This window comes from Croceitalea sp. MTPC6, assembly GCF_036985525.1.
Classification (GTDB): Bacteria; Bacteroidota; Bacteroidia; order Flavobacteriales; family Flavobacteriaceae; genus Croceitalea.
In genome coordinates this window covers 1-14,183 of the sequence record NZ_BTGR01000015.1, presented here as the reverse complement: position 1 = coordinate 14,183, position 14,183 = coordinate 1, and the positions used below count along the sequence as shown (strand labels likewise).

Annotated in this window: 21 protein-coding genes; 15 read left to right on the top strand and 6 right to left on the bottom strand. The window is 43.9% G+C overall.

The genetic code is table 11. From position 1 onward, the window contains the following. Positions 1–25: 25 nt before the first annotated feature. Positions 26–505 (bottom strand): hypothetical protein, encoded by a 480-nt coding sequence (locus AACP56_RS17580; protein WP_339338961.1) that lies wholly within the window; start codon positions 503–505, stop codon positions 26–28. A gap of 45 nt (positions 506–550) precedes the next feature. Between AACP56_RS17580 and AACP56_RS17575 the strand changes: the two genes are divergently transcribed. The 6 genes from AACP56_RS17575 (at position 551) to AACP56_RS17550 (ending at position 4,492) form a co-directional block, all read left to right on the top strand. Further along, on the top strand, positions 551–1,234 hold the full coding sequence (locus AACP56_RS17575) for a M23 family metallopeptidase (protein WP_339338963.1): 684 nt from the start codon (positions 551–553) through the stop codon (positions 1,232–1,234). 72 nt (positions 1,235–1,306) lie between these two features. Continuing rightward, positions 1,307–2,599 carry a Y-family DNA polymerase gene (locus AACP56_RS17570; RefSeq protein ID WP_339338965.1) on the top strand — a complete coding sequence of 431 codons (1,293 nt, stop codon included), beginning with the start codon at positions 1,307–1,309 and terminating at the stop codon, positions 2,597–2,599. Between the two features lie 7 nt (positions 2,600–2,606). Then, a complete protein-coding gene (locus AACP56_RS17565; protein WP_445227712.1) occupies positions 2,607–3,023 on the top strand; it encodes a LexA family protein in 417 nt (138 codons plus the stop codon). A gap of 12 nt (positions 3,024–3,035) precedes the next feature. Beyond that, positions 3,036–3,419, top strand: a complete 384-nt coding sequence (locus AACP56_RS17560) for a hypothetical protein (protein WP_339338969.1) — start codon at positions 3,036–3,038, stop codon at positions 3,417–3,419. Positions 3,420–3,446: 27 nt separating this feature from the next. Then, the gene (locus AACP56_RS17555; RefSeq protein ID WP_339338971.1) at positions 3,447–4,217 is read left to right on the top strand and encodes an SOS response-associated peptidase; all 771 of its coding nucleotides are present in this window, start codon (positions 3,447–3,449) and stop codon (positions 4,215–4,217) included. A gap of 2 nt (positions 4,218–4,219) precedes the next feature. Then, complete coding sequence (locus AACP56_RS17550) at positions 4,220–4,492, top strand: hypothetical protein (protein ID WP_339338973.1); 273 nt, start codon at positions 4,220–4,222, stop codon at positions 4,490–4,492. Positions 4,493–4,499: 7 nt separating this feature from the next. Here the strand turns inward: AACP56_RS17550 and AACP56_RS17545 are convergent, their stop codons facing one another. The 3 genes from AACP56_RS17545 to AACP56_RS17535 are packed head-to-tail and all read right to left on the bottom strand — an operon-like array spanning position 4,500 to position 5,884. Continuing rightward, on the bottom strand, positions 4,500–4,844 hold the full coding sequence (locus tag AACP56_RS17545) for a hypothetical protein (RefSeq protein WP_339338975.1): 345 nt from the start codon (positions 4,842–4,844) through the stop codon (positions 4,500–4,502). Further along, a complete protein-coding gene (locus tag AACP56_RS17540) occupies positions 4,834–5,709 on the bottom strand; it encodes a hypothetical protein (protein ID WP_339338977.1) in 876 nt (291 codons plus the stop codon). Before AACP56_RS17540 ends, AACP56_RS17545 begins: the two co-directional genes overlap by 11 nt. Before the next feature lie 16 nt (positions 5,710–5,725). Next, on the bottom strand, positions 5,726–5,884 hold the full coding sequence (locus tag AACP56_RS17535; protein WP_339338979.1) for a hypothetical protein: 159 nt from the start codon (positions 5,882–5,884) through the stop codon (positions 5,726–5,728). 473 nt (positions 5,885–6,357) lie between these two features. On the opposite strand from AACP56_RS17535, the gene AACP56_RS17530 reads away from it, so the two are divergent. Further along, on the top strand, positions 6,358–6,651 hold the full coding sequence (locus tag AACP56_RS17530; RefSeq protein ID WP_339338981.1) for a hypothetical protein: 294 nt from the start codon (positions 6,358–6,360) through the stop codon (positions 6,649–6,651). Between the two features lie 598 nt (positions 6,652–7,249). Further along, positions 7,250–8,038: an N-6 DNA methylase gene (locus tag AACP56_RS17525; protein ID WP_339338983.1), complete on the top strand. Its 789-nt coding sequence runs from the start codon at positions 7,250–7,252 to the stop codon at positions 8,036–8,038. Positions 8,039–8,082: 44 nt separating this feature from the next. Here the strand turns inward: AACP56_RS17525 and AACP56_RS17520 are convergent, their stop codons facing one another. Next, positions 8,083–8,286: a hypothetical protein gene (locus AACP56_RS17520; RefSeq protein WP_246905400.1), complete on the bottom strand. Its 204-nt coding sequence runs from the start codon at positions 8,284–8,286 to the stop codon at positions 8,083–8,085. 171 nt (positions 8,287–8,457) lie between these two features. Next, positions 8,458–8,616, bottom strand: a complete 159-nt coding sequence (locus AACP56_RS17515; RefSeq protein WP_339338985.1) for a hypothetical protein — start codon at positions 8,614–8,616, stop codon at positions 8,458–8,460. A 506-nt stretch (positions 8,617–9,122) separates the two neighbouring features. Between AACP56_RS17515 and AACP56_RS17510 the strand changes: the two genes are divergently transcribed. The 7 genes from AACP56_RS17510 to AACP56_RS17480 all read left to right on the top strand — a co-directional run bounded on the left by AACP56_RS17510 (position 9,123) and on the right by AACP56_RS17480 (position 14,109). Continuing rightward, entirely contained in the window at positions 9,123–9,506 is a 384-nt protein-coding gene (locus AACP56_RS17510; protein WP_339338987.1) for a single-stranded DNA-binding protein, read from the top strand. 76 nt (positions 9,507–9,582) lie between these two features. Continuing rightward, positions 9,583–9,810: a hypothetical protein gene (locus tag AACP56_RS17505; RefSeq protein ID WP_339338989.1), complete on the top strand. Its 228-nt coding sequence runs from the start codon at positions 9,583–9,585 to the stop codon at positions 9,808–9,810. After that, complete coding sequence (locus AACP56_RS17500) at positions 9,795–10,157, top strand: DUF6876 family protein (protein ID WP_339338991.1); 363 nt, start codon at positions 9,795–9,797, stop codon at positions 10,155–10,157. The genes AACP56_RS17505 and AACP56_RS17500 overlap by 16 nt, the downstream gene beginning before the upstream one ends. A 17-nt stretch (positions 10,158–10,174) precedes the next feature. Beyond that, on the top strand, positions 10,175–10,411 hold the full coding sequence (locus tag AACP56_RS17495) for a hypothetical protein (protein WP_339338993.1): 237 nt from the start codon (positions 10,175–10,177) through the stop codon (positions 10,409–10,411). Positions 10,412–11,060: 649 nt separating this feature from the next. After that, entirely contained in the window at positions 11,061–12,767 is a 1,707-nt protein-coding gene (locus AACP56_RS17490) for a ParB/RepB/Spo0J family partition protein (protein WP_339338995.1), read from the top strand. A gap of 233 nt (positions 12,768–13,000) precedes the next feature. Beyond that, the gene (locus tag AACP56_RS17485; protein WP_339338997.1) at positions 13,001–13,789 is read left to right on the top strand and encodes a ParA family protein; all 789 of its coding nucleotides are present in this window, start codon (positions 13,001–13,003) and stop codon (positions 13,787–13,789) included. A gap of 5 nt (positions 13,790–13,794) precedes the next feature. After that, positions 13,795–14,109 carry a hypothetical protein gene (locus tag AACP56_RS17480; RefSeq protein WP_246905385.1) on the top strand — a complete coding sequence of 105 codons (315 nt, stop codon included), beginning with the start codon at positions 13,795–13,797 and terminating at the stop codon, positions 14,107–14,109. Positions 14,110–14,183: the final 74 nt, after the last annotated feature.

Below are 14,183 nucleotides of genomic sequence, written 5' to 3'. Positions count from 1 at the left end.
CAATAGGGGGCCAAGCGCCCCCTTTTTAACTCCTTTTAAATGTATAGGTTATGACAACATCTTGGTCGTCCAAAAAATCATCCTGCTCAACTACGAGACGGTTTTGTGAAAACTCGATAATAGTCATATCGTTCCTGTTATCAAAGCGAAGGATTTCATTATTGATGAGCTCATATCTATCAGATTCCACAGTGCTAAAAGCGTCCACTTCGCCACAACTTAAACCATTTTCGTTGATAGAATACGCATCTTTTTCACCTTCCCCACGATCAGCAAAAAAGGTAAGATTGTCTTTTAGGCATTGGCGGATTTCGTTGGTGTTGAACAAATCAACGTTTACCGTTCCATCACCATTGATATCCACAGCCGTATTGGACCTGATGGCCTCATATTCCCATTGGCCAAAAAGGGCTTCTTCCCTATTGTCTAGGCTTACATTGTCATCATCATTATCACAGGATAATAGGATGGCAAGCATTCCAAATGTCAGTAAGTATTTTCTCATAACGTAAGATTTGTGTTCGGTAGTTAAAGATACAAAAATGCCCCTATGAATATCCCGCATCCCTTACCCCTACTCTATTTACATACGATTATCCCCACAATAAGGATGCCGAAGACATCAGTTCCGGTACTTTTTTTGTGGTTGCTTTTTTTGACCTTTTCTCCCCTTGGGAACGACCTTTTTGCACAGACCGGCTCATCAAAAAAACTTTCTAAAACCGTCGATATTTTTTTACATAAATCTGCCTCTGCAGAGGATGTAAAAAAATTAATGGAAATCCTTGGGGATGACGTGCAAAAGTTCAGTTCAAAATTCAAGTACGTGCCCTCCATCAACCCCTTGAACCCAAAAAAATTGAAACGTTTCTCCAGTAAGTTCGGAAATCGCTTTCACCCTATCGACAAGAAGAACAAGCCCCATTTTGGCCTTGATATTTCTGCCAAGGCGGGAACACCAATTCATGCCGCTGCTTCAGGAACCATAAAGAGTATAAAGGTATCCAAAACCGGTTACGGAAACCAGGTGGTTATTGAGCATGATTATGGCTTTAAGACGCGTTACGCCCATATGTACCTTTTCATCGTGAAAGAGGGCCAAACCGTAAAGAAGGGAGAAATCATCGGTTTTGTGGGAAGCACGGGAAAAAGTACCGCAGACCACATCCATTTCGAGGTATGGAAGAACGGCGATAGAATCAACCCTTATCCTTTTTGTTTGCTTGACCTCTAAATATTTTTTGGATAAGTCTTTTTGCGTATTCAATTTCACCCTAGCTTTATAGGTCCAAAATTTGGACTATAATTGAACTGGTACGCACTTATCGATTGCAACAACTTTTACGCATCTTCAGAGCGGGTCTTTGACCCTTCCCTGAACGGTAAGCCCGTAGTGGTGCTTTCAAACAATGACGGCTGTTGTATCGCTAGGAGCAACGAAGCAAAGGCCCTGGGCATTCCCATGGGCGCACCCTACTTTGAGTACAAATCCTTTTTTACCAAACACAACGTAGTTGTCAAATCGTCCAATTATGCACTCTATGCCGACATGAGCTCCAGGGTGATGAACATACTTTCTAGATACTGTCCGGAGGTGGAAGTTTACAGTATCGATGAAGCATTTCTTTTGTTCCGGGGCTTCGAACATTTCAATCTGGAGAACTATGCCAGGGAAATTAAAACCTTTGTCCATCGTGCGACAGGCATTCCCGTATCGATAGGAATTGCCCCAAGCAAGGCCTTAGCAAAAGTCGCCAATAGGATTTCAAAAAAGTTCCCCGATAGAACGGGCGGGGTGTATCTGATGGACACCGATACCAAGAGAACAAAAGCCCTAAAGTGGCTGAAAATCGGTGATGTTTGGGGGATTGGGAGCCGCTATGCAAAAATATTGCAATTGCAGAACGTTCGTACCGCACTTGATTTTATCGAACTACCCGACGACTTTGTAAGGGATAGCATGACCGTAGTTGGCCTACGGCTCAAACATGACCTGATGGGGAAACCCTCAATCCAAATGGAAGAAGTCCAAAATAAAAAAGGAATTGCCTGTACACGTTCTTTCCATAAGGATTATACCGAGTTTTCCGAATTGCACGAACGCATTGCCACCTTTGCATCCGTTTGCGGTAGAAAATTGAGAAGACAAGGCTCCGATTGCAATTTGGTTCAGGTATTCGTTCGGACAAACCCATTTAAGGAGCATTTGCCACAGTATGGCCGCTCCGTTTGCATCAAGCTCACCTACCCGACGAATTCCACCATGGAATTGACCAAACACGCCGTAAGAGGTCTTAAAATGATTTTCAAAAAAGGATACCACTACAAAAAAGCGGGCATTATGGTCATGGCGCTAACCCCTTCGGCATCGAAGCAATTGAACGTTTTCCAAAACTCCGACCCCAGACATTTGCCCCTCATGAAAGCCATTGACCGAATCAATTTGCTTTCCGGTTTCAATGTTGTTAAATTGGGTAGCCAAGATTTGAAGCGGGAATGGAAGATGAACCGCAACCAATTATCCCCTAGATACACCAGTAAGTTTGACGATATAATTACAGTAAATGCACATTACCCAAAAGAAGAAACAGAAGCTTGAAATATTGATGCCCGGTAAAAGCATGGCCATCGAAGTGCCTTATTTCGACGGGGGCATTTCATGCGGTTTCCCCTCACCCGCTGATGATTTCAAAGAAGATCGTATTTCGTTGGATAGAGAGCTTATCCACGACCCCGATGCCACCTTTTTCGCCCGTGTGAACGGAGATTCCATGCAGGGGGCGGGCATGGACGATGGCGACCTTTTGGTCATTGACCGCAGCATCGAGGCATACGATGGCAGTATAGCCGTCTGCTTCGTGGATGGGGAGTTTACGGTAAAACGTATCAAAAAGGAAGATGATAAAATTTACTTGATGCCCGAAAACCCAAAATACAAACCCATTGAAATCAGTGGAGATATCACCCTTAATATTTGGGGCGTAGTAACCAACATTGTTAAACGAGTCCATAAAAAAAAATAAACCCAACCAAACATGAAATTTTTAAGAAAACCGCTTGAATATAATAAGCTAGCTCAGGCTTTCAACGGGCAATATCAGATGCTTCAAAACCTTTTATCCAATCCAAATGCAGAAGACTTTGAAAACGACCTGTTAACGCTAGCATACATCGGACGAAGAGAAATACTTAATAGGATGGAAGAGTATAACTGGAAAATGAACGGAAGGATAGTAGTTCCGATGATGCCAGGGAACCAAAAAACGCTCGCAGATGCTTATCAGAACACTATCGGACGCCTATTGTCTTTTAGTGAGGAAAAAGGTTATTATTCGGAGGTTAAGGACATCTTGGACGGCGGAGAGTTATACAGGGAATTTGACCAAAACATTCCTGAACACTTAAAGAAAATGCTTTAACTTCATTTTTCATCAAAATCAATAAAAATGTGTTTCCATGCGCGAATAGTCCGAACAGCAGAACAACTTGAAATCGATTTTGGGGTGACCCGTTCGGAACCGGCCAAAGAGGAAGGCCGTGAATTCATTTACCATCATTCCAACGGATATTCCCACGATTTTTTTTGGGTGATACCCCAGCAAAGGAGTACACACATGACCCCTATGATGTGGGGTCTTTTGCCATATAATAAGCCAGGGGAAGATTATGAGGCATATTATAAAAAAGCCATTCCTTGGGGAGCCGGTCTCAATGCACAGGCCGAAAAACTATTTGATTTTTGGCAGTACAAACACAGTGCATTGACAAAAAGGTGCGTTATACCGCTTTCAGGATTCTATGAACCCCATACGTGCGAAAAGCCAAAGAATTTCAAAGTGCCCTATTACTTCGAGCAAAAGGATTCCCCTATCATTAGTTTGGCAGGGATTTATAGCATTACTCCAGATAAGTATGTAACCTTTTCAATTTTGACTAAGGAAGCTCCGGAAGGATCCAAGTACGCTATAATCCACAACAAGAAAAATCGTGATGGCGAAAACCGCCAAGTGGTTCCATTGGCTAAAAATCAAATTGAAGAATGGCTATCCGATGACCTTGGGGAAGACGATATTTTTGAAATCATCAACAATGATTTGCCCCAGGATCAAATCAATGCTTATTCCGTAAGTAAGGATGTGTTTTCAAGTACCGTCAATTCTGATTACCCCGAGATTATTGATAAAGTTGAATATCCACAAGTTCAAATCCCTTATTGAATATGGATATAAAGACCTTTTTAGGCATGCAGACCTATGACCAATTCGAAGAATTTTGGGAGCACTGCAACTTTTTGGAACATCATGTAGACTATACGGGGGTTAAGTACCATTTGTACCGGTTGCACGGTTTTTACGCAGAACTCACTTCAGACATGACGGGCAAGCTCGACCCTCACATACACGCATTCATTGACGGCCCCAGATTGGACAAATACCGTCAGAGCGACATTGATTACATCAATGATGTTTTAAACCTCAAGGATTCAGAATAGTAAGGCATTACTGAATTTCACCTTTCTTTTTCTTTTCCCAGAGATAAGCACGGATTTCTTCGTAACAGGCCTGTTGAGCCACCTTATCGCTGGAGAAACCTTGAATCAGGGACAGGCTAAAAGCATGGTTTGTAGAAAACTCATCGATATCCCCTATCCCCACTTTCGAATACTCGCTATCCACCAATCCTAAATCTAGGGTGTAAGGTTTTGATTCGTCAATATCATGCATAACATGATTAACTTTTTGGAGCATTTTATCAAGCCCCTTCGTAAGGTTCGAGAGATAGCCGAAACGTTTTCCGTCGCTCTTTTCTCCCGTTTCCTCTAAACGTAATTTGTCAAAATCCATTTTCTGCGGTTTTATTAGGTTCTAATTGTTTTGTCCTTCCTGTCTTATCGTTAAAAAATAGGTTCCAAGCTAACAGGACGCTTAGACCAATTGTTATATAAAATTTAATGTCCGGAGCGCCGAAGGGGGTTTCTTGCATGTCCAGAATAAAGAGAATCAAAGAAAAGAAACTGATGATTACAGGCACCAATAAGAAAGGCCTAATCCCCTTTCGATTGTGATTGTAATAAATAAATGAGCCGAGCCAGCCTAAATGCGCATAAAAATGGAGCAGAAAGAAATACACTGCTGCACGATAGCTTCCAAACCCGAGTACTTTTCCATTTGCATCCCTCAGTGCGTTCTCCACTCCGATTTTCGGAACCCACCACCTTAGTTCAGCGGTCGCCTTTTCTGTTATGATGTCATGAAAAAATGGCATTACGGTTACTGAAATGATGAAGAGCCATTTTATACTTGTTACAGGATTGAACCGCTTTTCCTTTAGTTGGGAAAAGAACAGTACAGCCGATAGAATGAGCGTCAGCCCAACCTTCACTTCCCAGCTATTGGCCAATGTGCTTCTCCATCCCCCTAGAATCATGACGATTTGATAGAATCCCAAAGAAACGGGAACAAGCAGGGCCTTATGATAAAATTTATTCTTTGATGCCAAGTACCACGCCAACCAGCCCAAGGTCGTAAAAAGGAACATCAAAAAGGTGTACAGAAACATACGATACCCCGAAAATCCCAATACCTTTGTTTCCGCATCGGGCATAAACCGGTTTAGACCGAAAAGATGCGCCCATTCGGCACCCTCTTCGGTCTTCACCGTAAGTACTTCATTAAGATAGGGCAGTGATGAAACAAAAATGAGTGCCACTACTACCCAAAGGGAATCATGTGTCCTCGTTCTTAACTTCGTCCCTATCGATTGCTTGTTCCTCTGTTGCATTGATTAAGGCATCTTCTTCAGCGATGTCGCTTTTACTACAAGAAGTTGATACGGCAAAAGTGAATAATACGGCTAGGGCAAAAATTGCTTTTTGTACTTTCATAACTAAATAAATTTTAGGGTTAATAACTACCCAAATTTACCTAGCCGTTTTGCTTTTTTGACCTTACATCAGCTTTACTTCTACAACTTCTATTAACATTATTTAACGTAGATTCTTACTTTTATATAACTTCAAATCTGTCACTAAAGTACAACAAAGGACACTCAAAGAGTGTCCTTTGAATCCAGATTTTAGTATACTGTCCGATTCTGCTGGTAAACTACATGATTTTAAAGGGATTCGTAATCGACAACGATAAAATCCCTCGGTTCGTCTATTTCGATGCAATTTGCGCGGTCTTCTCCTACATTTAAAATAATTTCAAAGTTTTTCATCTTGTGGGTTTTTGGGATTTGAACCGATAAAAGAGGGCTGGCCGCAATGGGCAATGAACCCATGAAATTGACATTTGGGGCCAACGCCCTAGATTTGGTGAACAGCCCCGACCCTAAAAGATGCTTTGGACATGATAAATGGAGTACAAAAGAGAATATCGGGAAATCGGGTTTCGGGTGATTTTTTCAAAGCATCCGATTACGAACATACTTGCTTTCGCCGCCCAGCCTTATGAGCAGATGTTGGACACGGAACTCAATAGCAAACCAGAGGTCTTTTTGGTAAGGGGCAGGATCGGAACGGGAGAAAAGCTGGAGGTGGGATTTAAGGATTTTACCTTTGAAATGACCATTGATTTCCACAAGCGTTTGGGAGAGCTGTACGAGGTCGTAAAAAAGGAGTACCGAAATACCGTTGTGAAAAAGATTTAGGGCATCCTAGCGGGCTATCCCTACAATCATTTCTGAGCCGTTCTAAGCGGTTTTAAGCCTTGCGGTAGCTTCATGGTCGCTTCCTCATGCAAAACACGCTAGGAACCCCATAAAATGGATTTACGCTCCATCCCTGATGCACCCCGAATACGGGAAGAAAGGTCAAACAAGCATTCCGCAAGAATCCTATCCGAGTAGCACTTCCCATGTTCCTGCGGGAGTTGGCACTTTCTCCGTCTCTCGGACACTCCGAGCGTACCAGATCCGGTACGCATTCGGAAGTCCTACCGCCTCCAAAAGCACCAACACCCTCGGAACCGTGCACAAGAGCATGACGTTTCTCCGTTCCCCCACCGTGGGACCACTCCCCCCATCGCCCCGTCCTAAAGGTCGTGGATCCTCACGGGAGAACTCCAAAAGTGATGCACTTGCCTTGCCCCTGCCCTATCCTTCGGGCCATTGAGGGCACTCCCCATTTTTCCACAAGCAAAGGGACGACCACAGAACCACACACCATTTCGTGCCTCATGGCTTTGTGGACCTTGTGGCCGTGTAAGGGCCGATGAGAAAAATGAGTAGTAACCCTTACACAAAAATTATGGCTAAAAACAGACTGCCCGAGGAACTGAAAAAGTTCGGCAACATCTTCGATTCGCTTTCACGTAGGTACGGCACGTATTACATCTTTCAGGATTTTTTGGACCTTTCCATCAATGCCTGGTCGTTCGATTACAAAATCGACCTTGTGGCCATCCGAAAGAAGTACAGCGAGAAGGAACGGCAATTGTTCGGCCAGCTCATCCATGAGACCATACACATCTTGGACAGGATGATAGTGTCGGACAATGATTTTTACGATGTCTTCGGAACCTTTTACGAGGCCAACAGCCTTACCAACAAACATTTTGCCCAGTTCTTCACCCCGCTTCACGTATGCCAGCTCATGGCGCAGCTTACCCTTGACAAAAAAGCCCAAAACTTCAACGACCCCTGTTCTGGTTCGGCCCGATTTTCGTTGGCCAGCAACAGCGTCAAACCTGGCATGTTCCACAGCCTTATCGACATTGACTTTACGTGCGCACGGATGAGCGCCCTTAACCTGATGTACCACGGCATCCACGGCATCGTAATTTGCGATAATGGCCTCATTGCAGGTAAGAGCTTCAGGGGAGCATTTATCGTGAACCGATGGCTTACACTTCAGGGCGTACCCCAAATAGAGTACGTGGACAACGTAAACCATGCCTATGATTACATAAGGGTGAAATTGGGCCTTCCAGAACACAAGAAAGTTCCAGCGCAATCTTCAGGGGAAACCAAAAGCCCAATTCAGGAGGTGGCGGACATCATCGTGGATTCAAAAACCAACCAAATCAGCCTGTTTTGATCGGGCATAAAAAAAAGCCCCATTATGGGGCTTGTGGCCATTATTCAATACTCCCGCTCAACGGGGTAAAGGTTCACCCAGACTTCCCCTTTTTCATTGGGAAGTGGTAGGGCGTTCAACTTTAGGGAAAGGTGGCCATTCTCTTTCTCGATGACTACCCCTAGGTTTAGATAGTTGTACTTTTTCTCGCCTGCTTCATTTTTAAAGCTCCCGATGGTCTGTGCTACATTGTACTTTACTTTGGACATAACGCTAAATTTTTGATTAAACATTAATTACATGCCAGAGAGGACAAGGACACAGGGGGCAATTGGCCCCATATGGGAAGCTTGCGACCGAAGCCAAAATTTTCCCGACAGGCCGAAAATTTTTGTCATATGGTAGTGCCGTTTTGCACCGTCCAGACCTTTGCATAGGAATTATGTTGACGTATCAAAAAGGATGTTATGGTAAGTGGCAATGTAGTGCCATCTAGGGCTAGATGGAGCAGGAGATTTACAACTAACGGTATTCAAGGACGAGTATTCCTTTCCACCTTGGGAACGTGTCCAAATCGGAAGTCGGGCACCCTTATCCATTTGCACAAAGTGTTGTCATTGTCATGCCTTTTGCGAAAAAGCAAAAGCCCCGCCAATGATCAATTCTTGCCGTACAGGGCAAGAACTTCATGGGGGCGCCCTCCAGATAATTGCAGTTGGGTTCCTTTTCCCTCGGCGAAGCCTCTCCCATCGACGGCAAAGATAGCCCGTGCAAAATGAGCTGGCCGGCAATGCTTTTCCGGAGAATCGGGTTTCCCACTTTCAGGGGAACCCTCCCGATTTTCCGATACGGTCGCAAGCTCCCAAAAGCCTTTTGGCCACTCGCACGGTCAGTTGGTTTGGCATCGACGGGGGCGATGACTCCACCTCGGGGAACCCCAACATCTTTAAGGGCTCTGATATATCATAAATATCTATAAAACAGTTATTTGCGAAAAAAAAAGAAAATATGAAAACAATGTAAACAATGCTTGCATTTATTACATTTATTGCGTATATTGTATAGGTATTAAAATAAGTATTAATCCTTTAAAACCTTAACAGTTATGAGTATCAAAAATCAAGTAACGTTAATCGGGAATCTTGGCAAAGACCCCGAAATCATGACCTTTGAAAGTGGCAGTAAAAATGCGAAGTTTTCATTGGCTACAAATGAAACCTACACCAATAACAACGGTGAGGCGATTACACAGACCGAATGGCACAACATTGTCGTTTGGGGCAAGCGTGTGAACGTGGTAGAGAACTATCTCCAAAAGGGAAGCGAAGTTTGTGTAACTGGCAAATTGACCCACAGAACCTACGATGACAAAGAGGGCATCAAAAGAAGCATTACCGAAGTCAAAGCGGATGAAATCGTGATGTTCGGCGGTAGGAAGTCAGCAACCAATGGTGATGCATCCACCAATCAAACCACGGAAGAAGAATAGGATTGATGCAGTAAAAAGGGCGAAGCCTTTCAACTCTTTCGCCCTTTTTTAAATCATAACCTTAACAGTTATAATCATGAGAGACAAAAATAGTCAAAATAGCCGTGGGCTTTCCTTTGACAAGAAAAAGGATTCCTACACCACCATACTCCCAACAGATGTTATAGTGGAGCGAACCAAGGCCAACGGGGTCGAGCAAATCCACGTTATCGATGCCCAGGTCATTGAGCCACCGAAAAGACCTTCCTTTTTTATTTCCGAAACCCTTGTAAAAGCACGTAAGAGACTATGGAAACTACTTTAAGCCCACAAGAGATACGTGAGAACTTGGCACAGTTCCACGGTACGGAGAATTTTTATAAGCATCCATTGTGCAACGTCATCTGGACGGATGGCGCCCAATACGTCATTGATTCGTGCAACGCCCATTGGTTGGTTTCCGATGTGAGCATCCAATGTGATGCGCTAAAGGACAAATCGGAATTTATCAAAGTCCAGTTGTCATGCGAAAATGAGAAAGGCACTTTGGAATACACGAACGGCAACGGAAAGCTATTGCACGTACACGAATATCGGTACACCGATTTCCCTTTGGACGTGATTGCTTTTTATTATACGAACGGAACCCTTTTGCTCCCTAGCGAGTACTAACCCTAAAGCATTAAGATATGAAACTAGCGGAGATACACCAGTTAATGGGAAAGACCAATTTCAGCAAGGATGAGAAAAAAACTATCTTTGCCTTAATCGACTATAAAGTAGAAAATGATATGGACAAGGTAATCAACAGAATGGAACGGGTCGAGGAACGTATGGAGAATACGTTAAAGACCTTTATTTGGGTCATAGGAATAGCTACAACGGTTATTTCGGTTTTATTGGGCATCATTGCCCTGAAAGGATAGAAAGTCTCCCCCAAGCAATATATAAGCCTCTTTTACAGGGGCTTTTTTTGTGCCGTCCGGATACTGTCATGGTTTTTGCGGAAAAGGCAAAAACACACGCCAGATCCGGGGGAGAAATCGGAAGTCCTGCCCCCTACCCTCTTGCACTTTCCGTGTCGCCTTTGTCATGCCTTTTGCAGAAAAGCAAAAGCCCCGCCAAAGGCGACCCTTGCCCTCTACGGCAAGGACTTCGAGGGGTGGCACTCCACATTAATTGTCAAGGCTCCAGTTCCCTCGGCGGGGCCCCCTTCTATCGACGGCAAATATAGGCCGTGCCCCATGGACTGGCCGGCAATGCTTTTCCGGAGAATCGGGTTTCCCACTTTCAGGGGAACCCTCCCGATTTTCCGATACGGTCGCAAGCTCCCAAAAGCCTTTAGGCCACTCGGCACGGCCAGACCCATCGGCATCGACGGAGGGGCTAACCCCACCTCGGGGGAGCCTTGTCTTTAAAGGGGTCTAATCGGTTTTTCGCTCCGCTTCAAACCCTGTATTTCAATGCAACATCCGTAATCAATAATTGCAATAAAAACAATGTAAACAAAGCAAACAATGCTTGCATTTATTGTATTTATTTCGTATATTGAAGTAAATAAAAACAAAGACGATTATGGAAAATCAAACAGTTCAATCATTGAAAATCGGGTCGATAAAACCCGACCCCGGACAGCCGAGGAAATCCTTTAGGGTGCAGGACATCAGCGAACTTGCCGACAGTATTGCAAAGGTAGGTCTGTTACAGCCCATCACGGTCAGACCGTCAGGAAAGAAATTTATCATCGTTATGGGCGAACGTAGGTACAGGGCATGCAAAATGCTCAACTGGAAATCCATACCCTGTATGATCAGGGAATTGGATGAAGATGCCATTTTGGAAGTACAGATCATCGAGAACCTTCAGCGCAAGGATGTTGAACCCGTAGAGGAAGCGGAAGCCATTGCTATGCTCAAAACCAAGTTTACCCCCGAGGAAATTGCAAACCGTATCGGGCGCAACAAGAAATTCGTTTACGCCCGTATCAAACTTTCTGAACTTATCGAGGGGTTCAAAACCTTTGTGCGGAGCAAGGAAATGACCATTTCACAAGCCGTAACCGTGGCTTCGTTCCCCGCAGAGGAACAGCATTTGATCTTAGAGGGAATGGGCAAGGAATTTAAGGAAAGGTATGTACAGAACGCCTGTAACCGCCAAGCCTTTGATTTGGCGAAAGCACCCTTTAAAACAGACGATGCAAACTTGGTAGCCAAGGTAGGGGCGTGTACCCTTTGTCCATTCAATTCCATCAACCAAGGAAGTCTCTTTGGGGATGGCAAACAAATCTGTACCAAGTCCAGTTGCTATGCCACCAAAAAGACCAAGACCCTTTTGAACCTTATCGATGAAGTAAAAAAGGATGGTCGTTTGCTGATACCCAAATTCAGAAGCTATAACTCGGATTCACAGGACAACCAGTTAATCCTTTCCATTATGGAAGAAAACGGCTTGGAAATCCATCTCTTGGATGATATGGACATCTTAACGGAACCCGTAAAGCCCACAGCGGAATCCATCAGAAACGAATACCATTGGCAGGATTGGACCGATGAAGAAGTGAACGAGGAACTGGAAGAGCGTATGGAAAGCTACAACGAGGAAGTTGAAGCCTATGCCAACGCTCCTGAAATTGGGTATTCAAAGGGGGTTATTGTTGACCCCAATACCTATGTTACCCAAGAAGCATTGATGAAGGCCGAAGAAGAAACTATCCCCGAAGTTCACGCTTTGCCCATCGACAAAAAGAAGATGGACGATTGCACCCCCACGGAGAAAATCCAAAAGATGAACACTAGGGAAGTCCGAAAAAAAGAGTTGGAGAACAATAAGCAGTTTCAGGACGTGATCAAGATGGTTCGAGAATCGGAGTACCATAATACCAAGAAAACATTGAGTACGGATGAAATGGTGGCATTTTGTTTCACTCTTTTTGAGAACCATTTAAGTTGGTATAGCCAAAGGGATTTCTTTAAAGGCTTCCTGGGCAATACCGAAAAGAAGAGTAGGGCAGAAGTGGTCGAGCAGTTTAGGAAGAACTTTAAGAAAGAATACTTTCATAAGCTGATTCGCTTTGTGATGGCCAGACAAGTTCACTTTGGGGAATTGAACCATACCAACAACCACGTTAACATTGCATTCTATACCGCAGTACGACCGTATTTGAAAAAGGACATCGAGGCCATTGAAGCCGAATACGAGGAAAAGAGAATCAAACGTGAAAAGCGTTTGCAGGAGCGAATCGCAAAACTTGAAAGAGAGAACGAATTGCTCAAAAGCGCATAGGTCGTTTTTGTTAAGGTTGGAAGTCCGCAGGTCTTTGATTTGCGGGCTTTTTTGTTGCATGAGAAAAGGGCGGCTTATGGATGGCCGCCCTTTCATAAAAACAAAGACTGGTTTAAAACAGCCTGTTCAAATGTAGGGGTAAAAATCTACCTTTAAAAAAATAAATGCAATCATTGTGTACTTTGTTTGCTTTGCAAACATAAGTTGCATAAATTGCATTATAAATAGTTATTGTGAAAGTAATATCGGTTATCAATAAAAAGGGCGGGTGCACCAAAACGACAACCTGTATCCATATGGCAGCATACTTGGCCAAGAGGGGCAAAAAGGTTTTGCTGATTGATTTTGAGGCGCAGCGTAATCTTTCCATTGGCTATGGAATACCCGATGATTATCCCTATACGGTTTTTGACATGCTCAAAGGGAAACCCGGCCTTCGTCTAAAGAACAAAAAATCGAATCTTTATATTCTTGCCGGTTCGGACCTTATCGATACCGAAGTGTACCCTTTGGAAGTTCTGAAGAAGCGGCTGGCCATCCTGGAGAAAATGTTCAGGAATGAATACGACATCCAGTTTGATTACGCCATTATCGATTGTTCCCCGTCCGACCTAAAAAACAAATATGCCGGCGGTAAGCTCCAGCCCAAATTGAACCAAATCGCCCTCTATGCTTCGGATGCTTTTATCATCCCCTTGGTCCATGAAAAATTTGCGGTTGATGGATTGGCCAATTTTATGGGCGATGCCCTTGCGTTCAAGAAGGAATTCAATCCCAGCTTGAAGGTTGGCGGAGTGTTTTTCAACATTGTCGAAGTAAACACCAGGCGTTTCAAAAAGTATTACGATGAAGTGATGGAAGGGGTGCCGGAGAAGTACTTTATAAAAACATATGTCCGGAAGGACGCAAAAATCGCTGATGCCACGGAAGAGGGCGACAGCATTTTCGAAGTGGCCCCAAAATCGAGGTCAGCTAAGGATTACAGTAAATTGGTAAGGGAAATATTAACTAAAATAGACTGATAATTATGGGTGGAGACAAAGTGATCAAAGAAAAGTTTGTTGATTGGGAAGAGGCCGAGGAAGAAGTATCGGAACAGCCCAAGAAACGAAAGCGTGTCGCCTTTACAGTAAGGGACTGGCCAGAGACCAAAGAGCTTTTGGACGACCTTCAATGGTTGAAGCAATTCGTCGTTGACAAGAAATCAGTATCCCAGGGGGATGTCGTCAGGGAGGCTTTGGATCTGTTGGCAAAAAAAATGAAATATGACAAGCTAAAAGAGGAGTATGCCGAGGAATTGGCCAACGCCACCATTAAGGCGGGTAGAAAGACAGGCAGATAATCAAAGGATATTTAAATGAGTATCAAGAACTATTTTGAGTTGTTCACCGACGCCGAAAAACGGCACTTGCCCAA

Coding starts and splice junctions, on each gene's coding strand:
- AACP56_RS17575 (WP_339338963.1), top strand. CDS start 551: ATGAATATCCCGCATCCCTTACCCCTACTCTATTTACATACGATTATC.
- AACP56_RS17530 (WP_339338981.1), top strand. CDS start 6,358: ATGGAGTACAAAAGAGAATATCGGGAAATCGGGTTTCGGGTGATTTTT.
- AACP56_RS17480 (WP_246905385.1), top strand. CDS start 13,795: ATGGGTGGAGACAAAGTGATCAAAGAAAAGTTTGTTGATTGGGAAGAG.
- AACP56_RS17550 (WP_339338973.1), top strand. CDS start 4,220: ATGGATATAAAGACCTTTTTAGGCATGCAGACCTATGACCAATTCGAA.
- AACP56_RS17500 (WP_339338991.1), top strand. CDS start 9,795: ATGGAAACTACTTTAAGCCCACAAGAGATACGTGAGAACTTGGCACAG.
- AACP56_RS17535 (WP_339338979.1), bottom strand. CDS start 5,884: ATGAAAGTACAAAAAGCAATTTTTGCCCTAGCCGTATTATTCACTTTT.
- AACP56_RS17580 (WP_339338961.1), bottom strand. CDS start 505: ATGAGAAAATACTTACTGACATTTGGAATGCTTGCCATCCTATTATCC.
- AACP56_RS17515 (WP_339338985.1), bottom strand. CDS start 8,616: ATGGATAAGGGTGCCCGACTTCCGATTTGGACACGTTCCCAAGGTGGA.
- AACP56_RS17490 (WP_339338995.1), top strand. CDS start 11,061: ATGGAAAATCAAACAGTTCAATCATTGAAAATCGGGTCGATAAAACCC.
- AACP56_RS17495 (WP_339338993.1), top strand. CDS start 10,175: ATGAAACTAGCGGAGATACACCAGTTAATGGGAAAGACCAATTTCAGC.
- AACP56_RS17565 (WP_445227712.1), top strand. CDS start 2,607: ATGCCCGGTAAAAGCATGGCCATCGAAGTGCCTTATTTCGACGGGGGC.
- AACP56_RS17555 (WP_339338971.1), top strand. CDS start 3,447: ATGTGTTTCCATGCGCGAATAGTCCGAACAGCAGAACAACTTGAAATC.
- AACP56_RS17505 (WP_339338989.1), top strand. CDS start 9,583: ATGAGAGACAAAAATAGTCAAAATAGCCGTGGGCTTTCCTTTGACAAG.
- AACP56_RS17510 (WP_339338987.1), top strand. CDS start 9,123: ATGAGTATCAAAAATCAAGTAACGTTAATCGGGAATCTTGGCAAAGAC.
- AACP56_RS17545 (WP_339338975.1), bottom strand. CDS start 4,844: ATGGATTTTGACAAATTACGTTTAGAGGAAACGGGAGAAAAGAGCGAC.
- AACP56_RS17560 (WP_339338969.1), top strand. CDS start 3,036: ATGAAATTTTTAAGAAAACCGCTTGAATATAATAAGCTAGCTCAGGCT.
- AACP56_RS17520 (WP_246905400.1), bottom strand. CDS start 8,286: ATGTCCAAAGTAAAGTACAATGTAGCACAGACCATCGGGAGCTTTAAA.
- AACP56_RS17525 (WP_339338983.1), top strand. CDS start 7,250: ATGGCTAAAAACAGACTGCCCGAGGAACTGAAAAAGTTCGGCAACATC.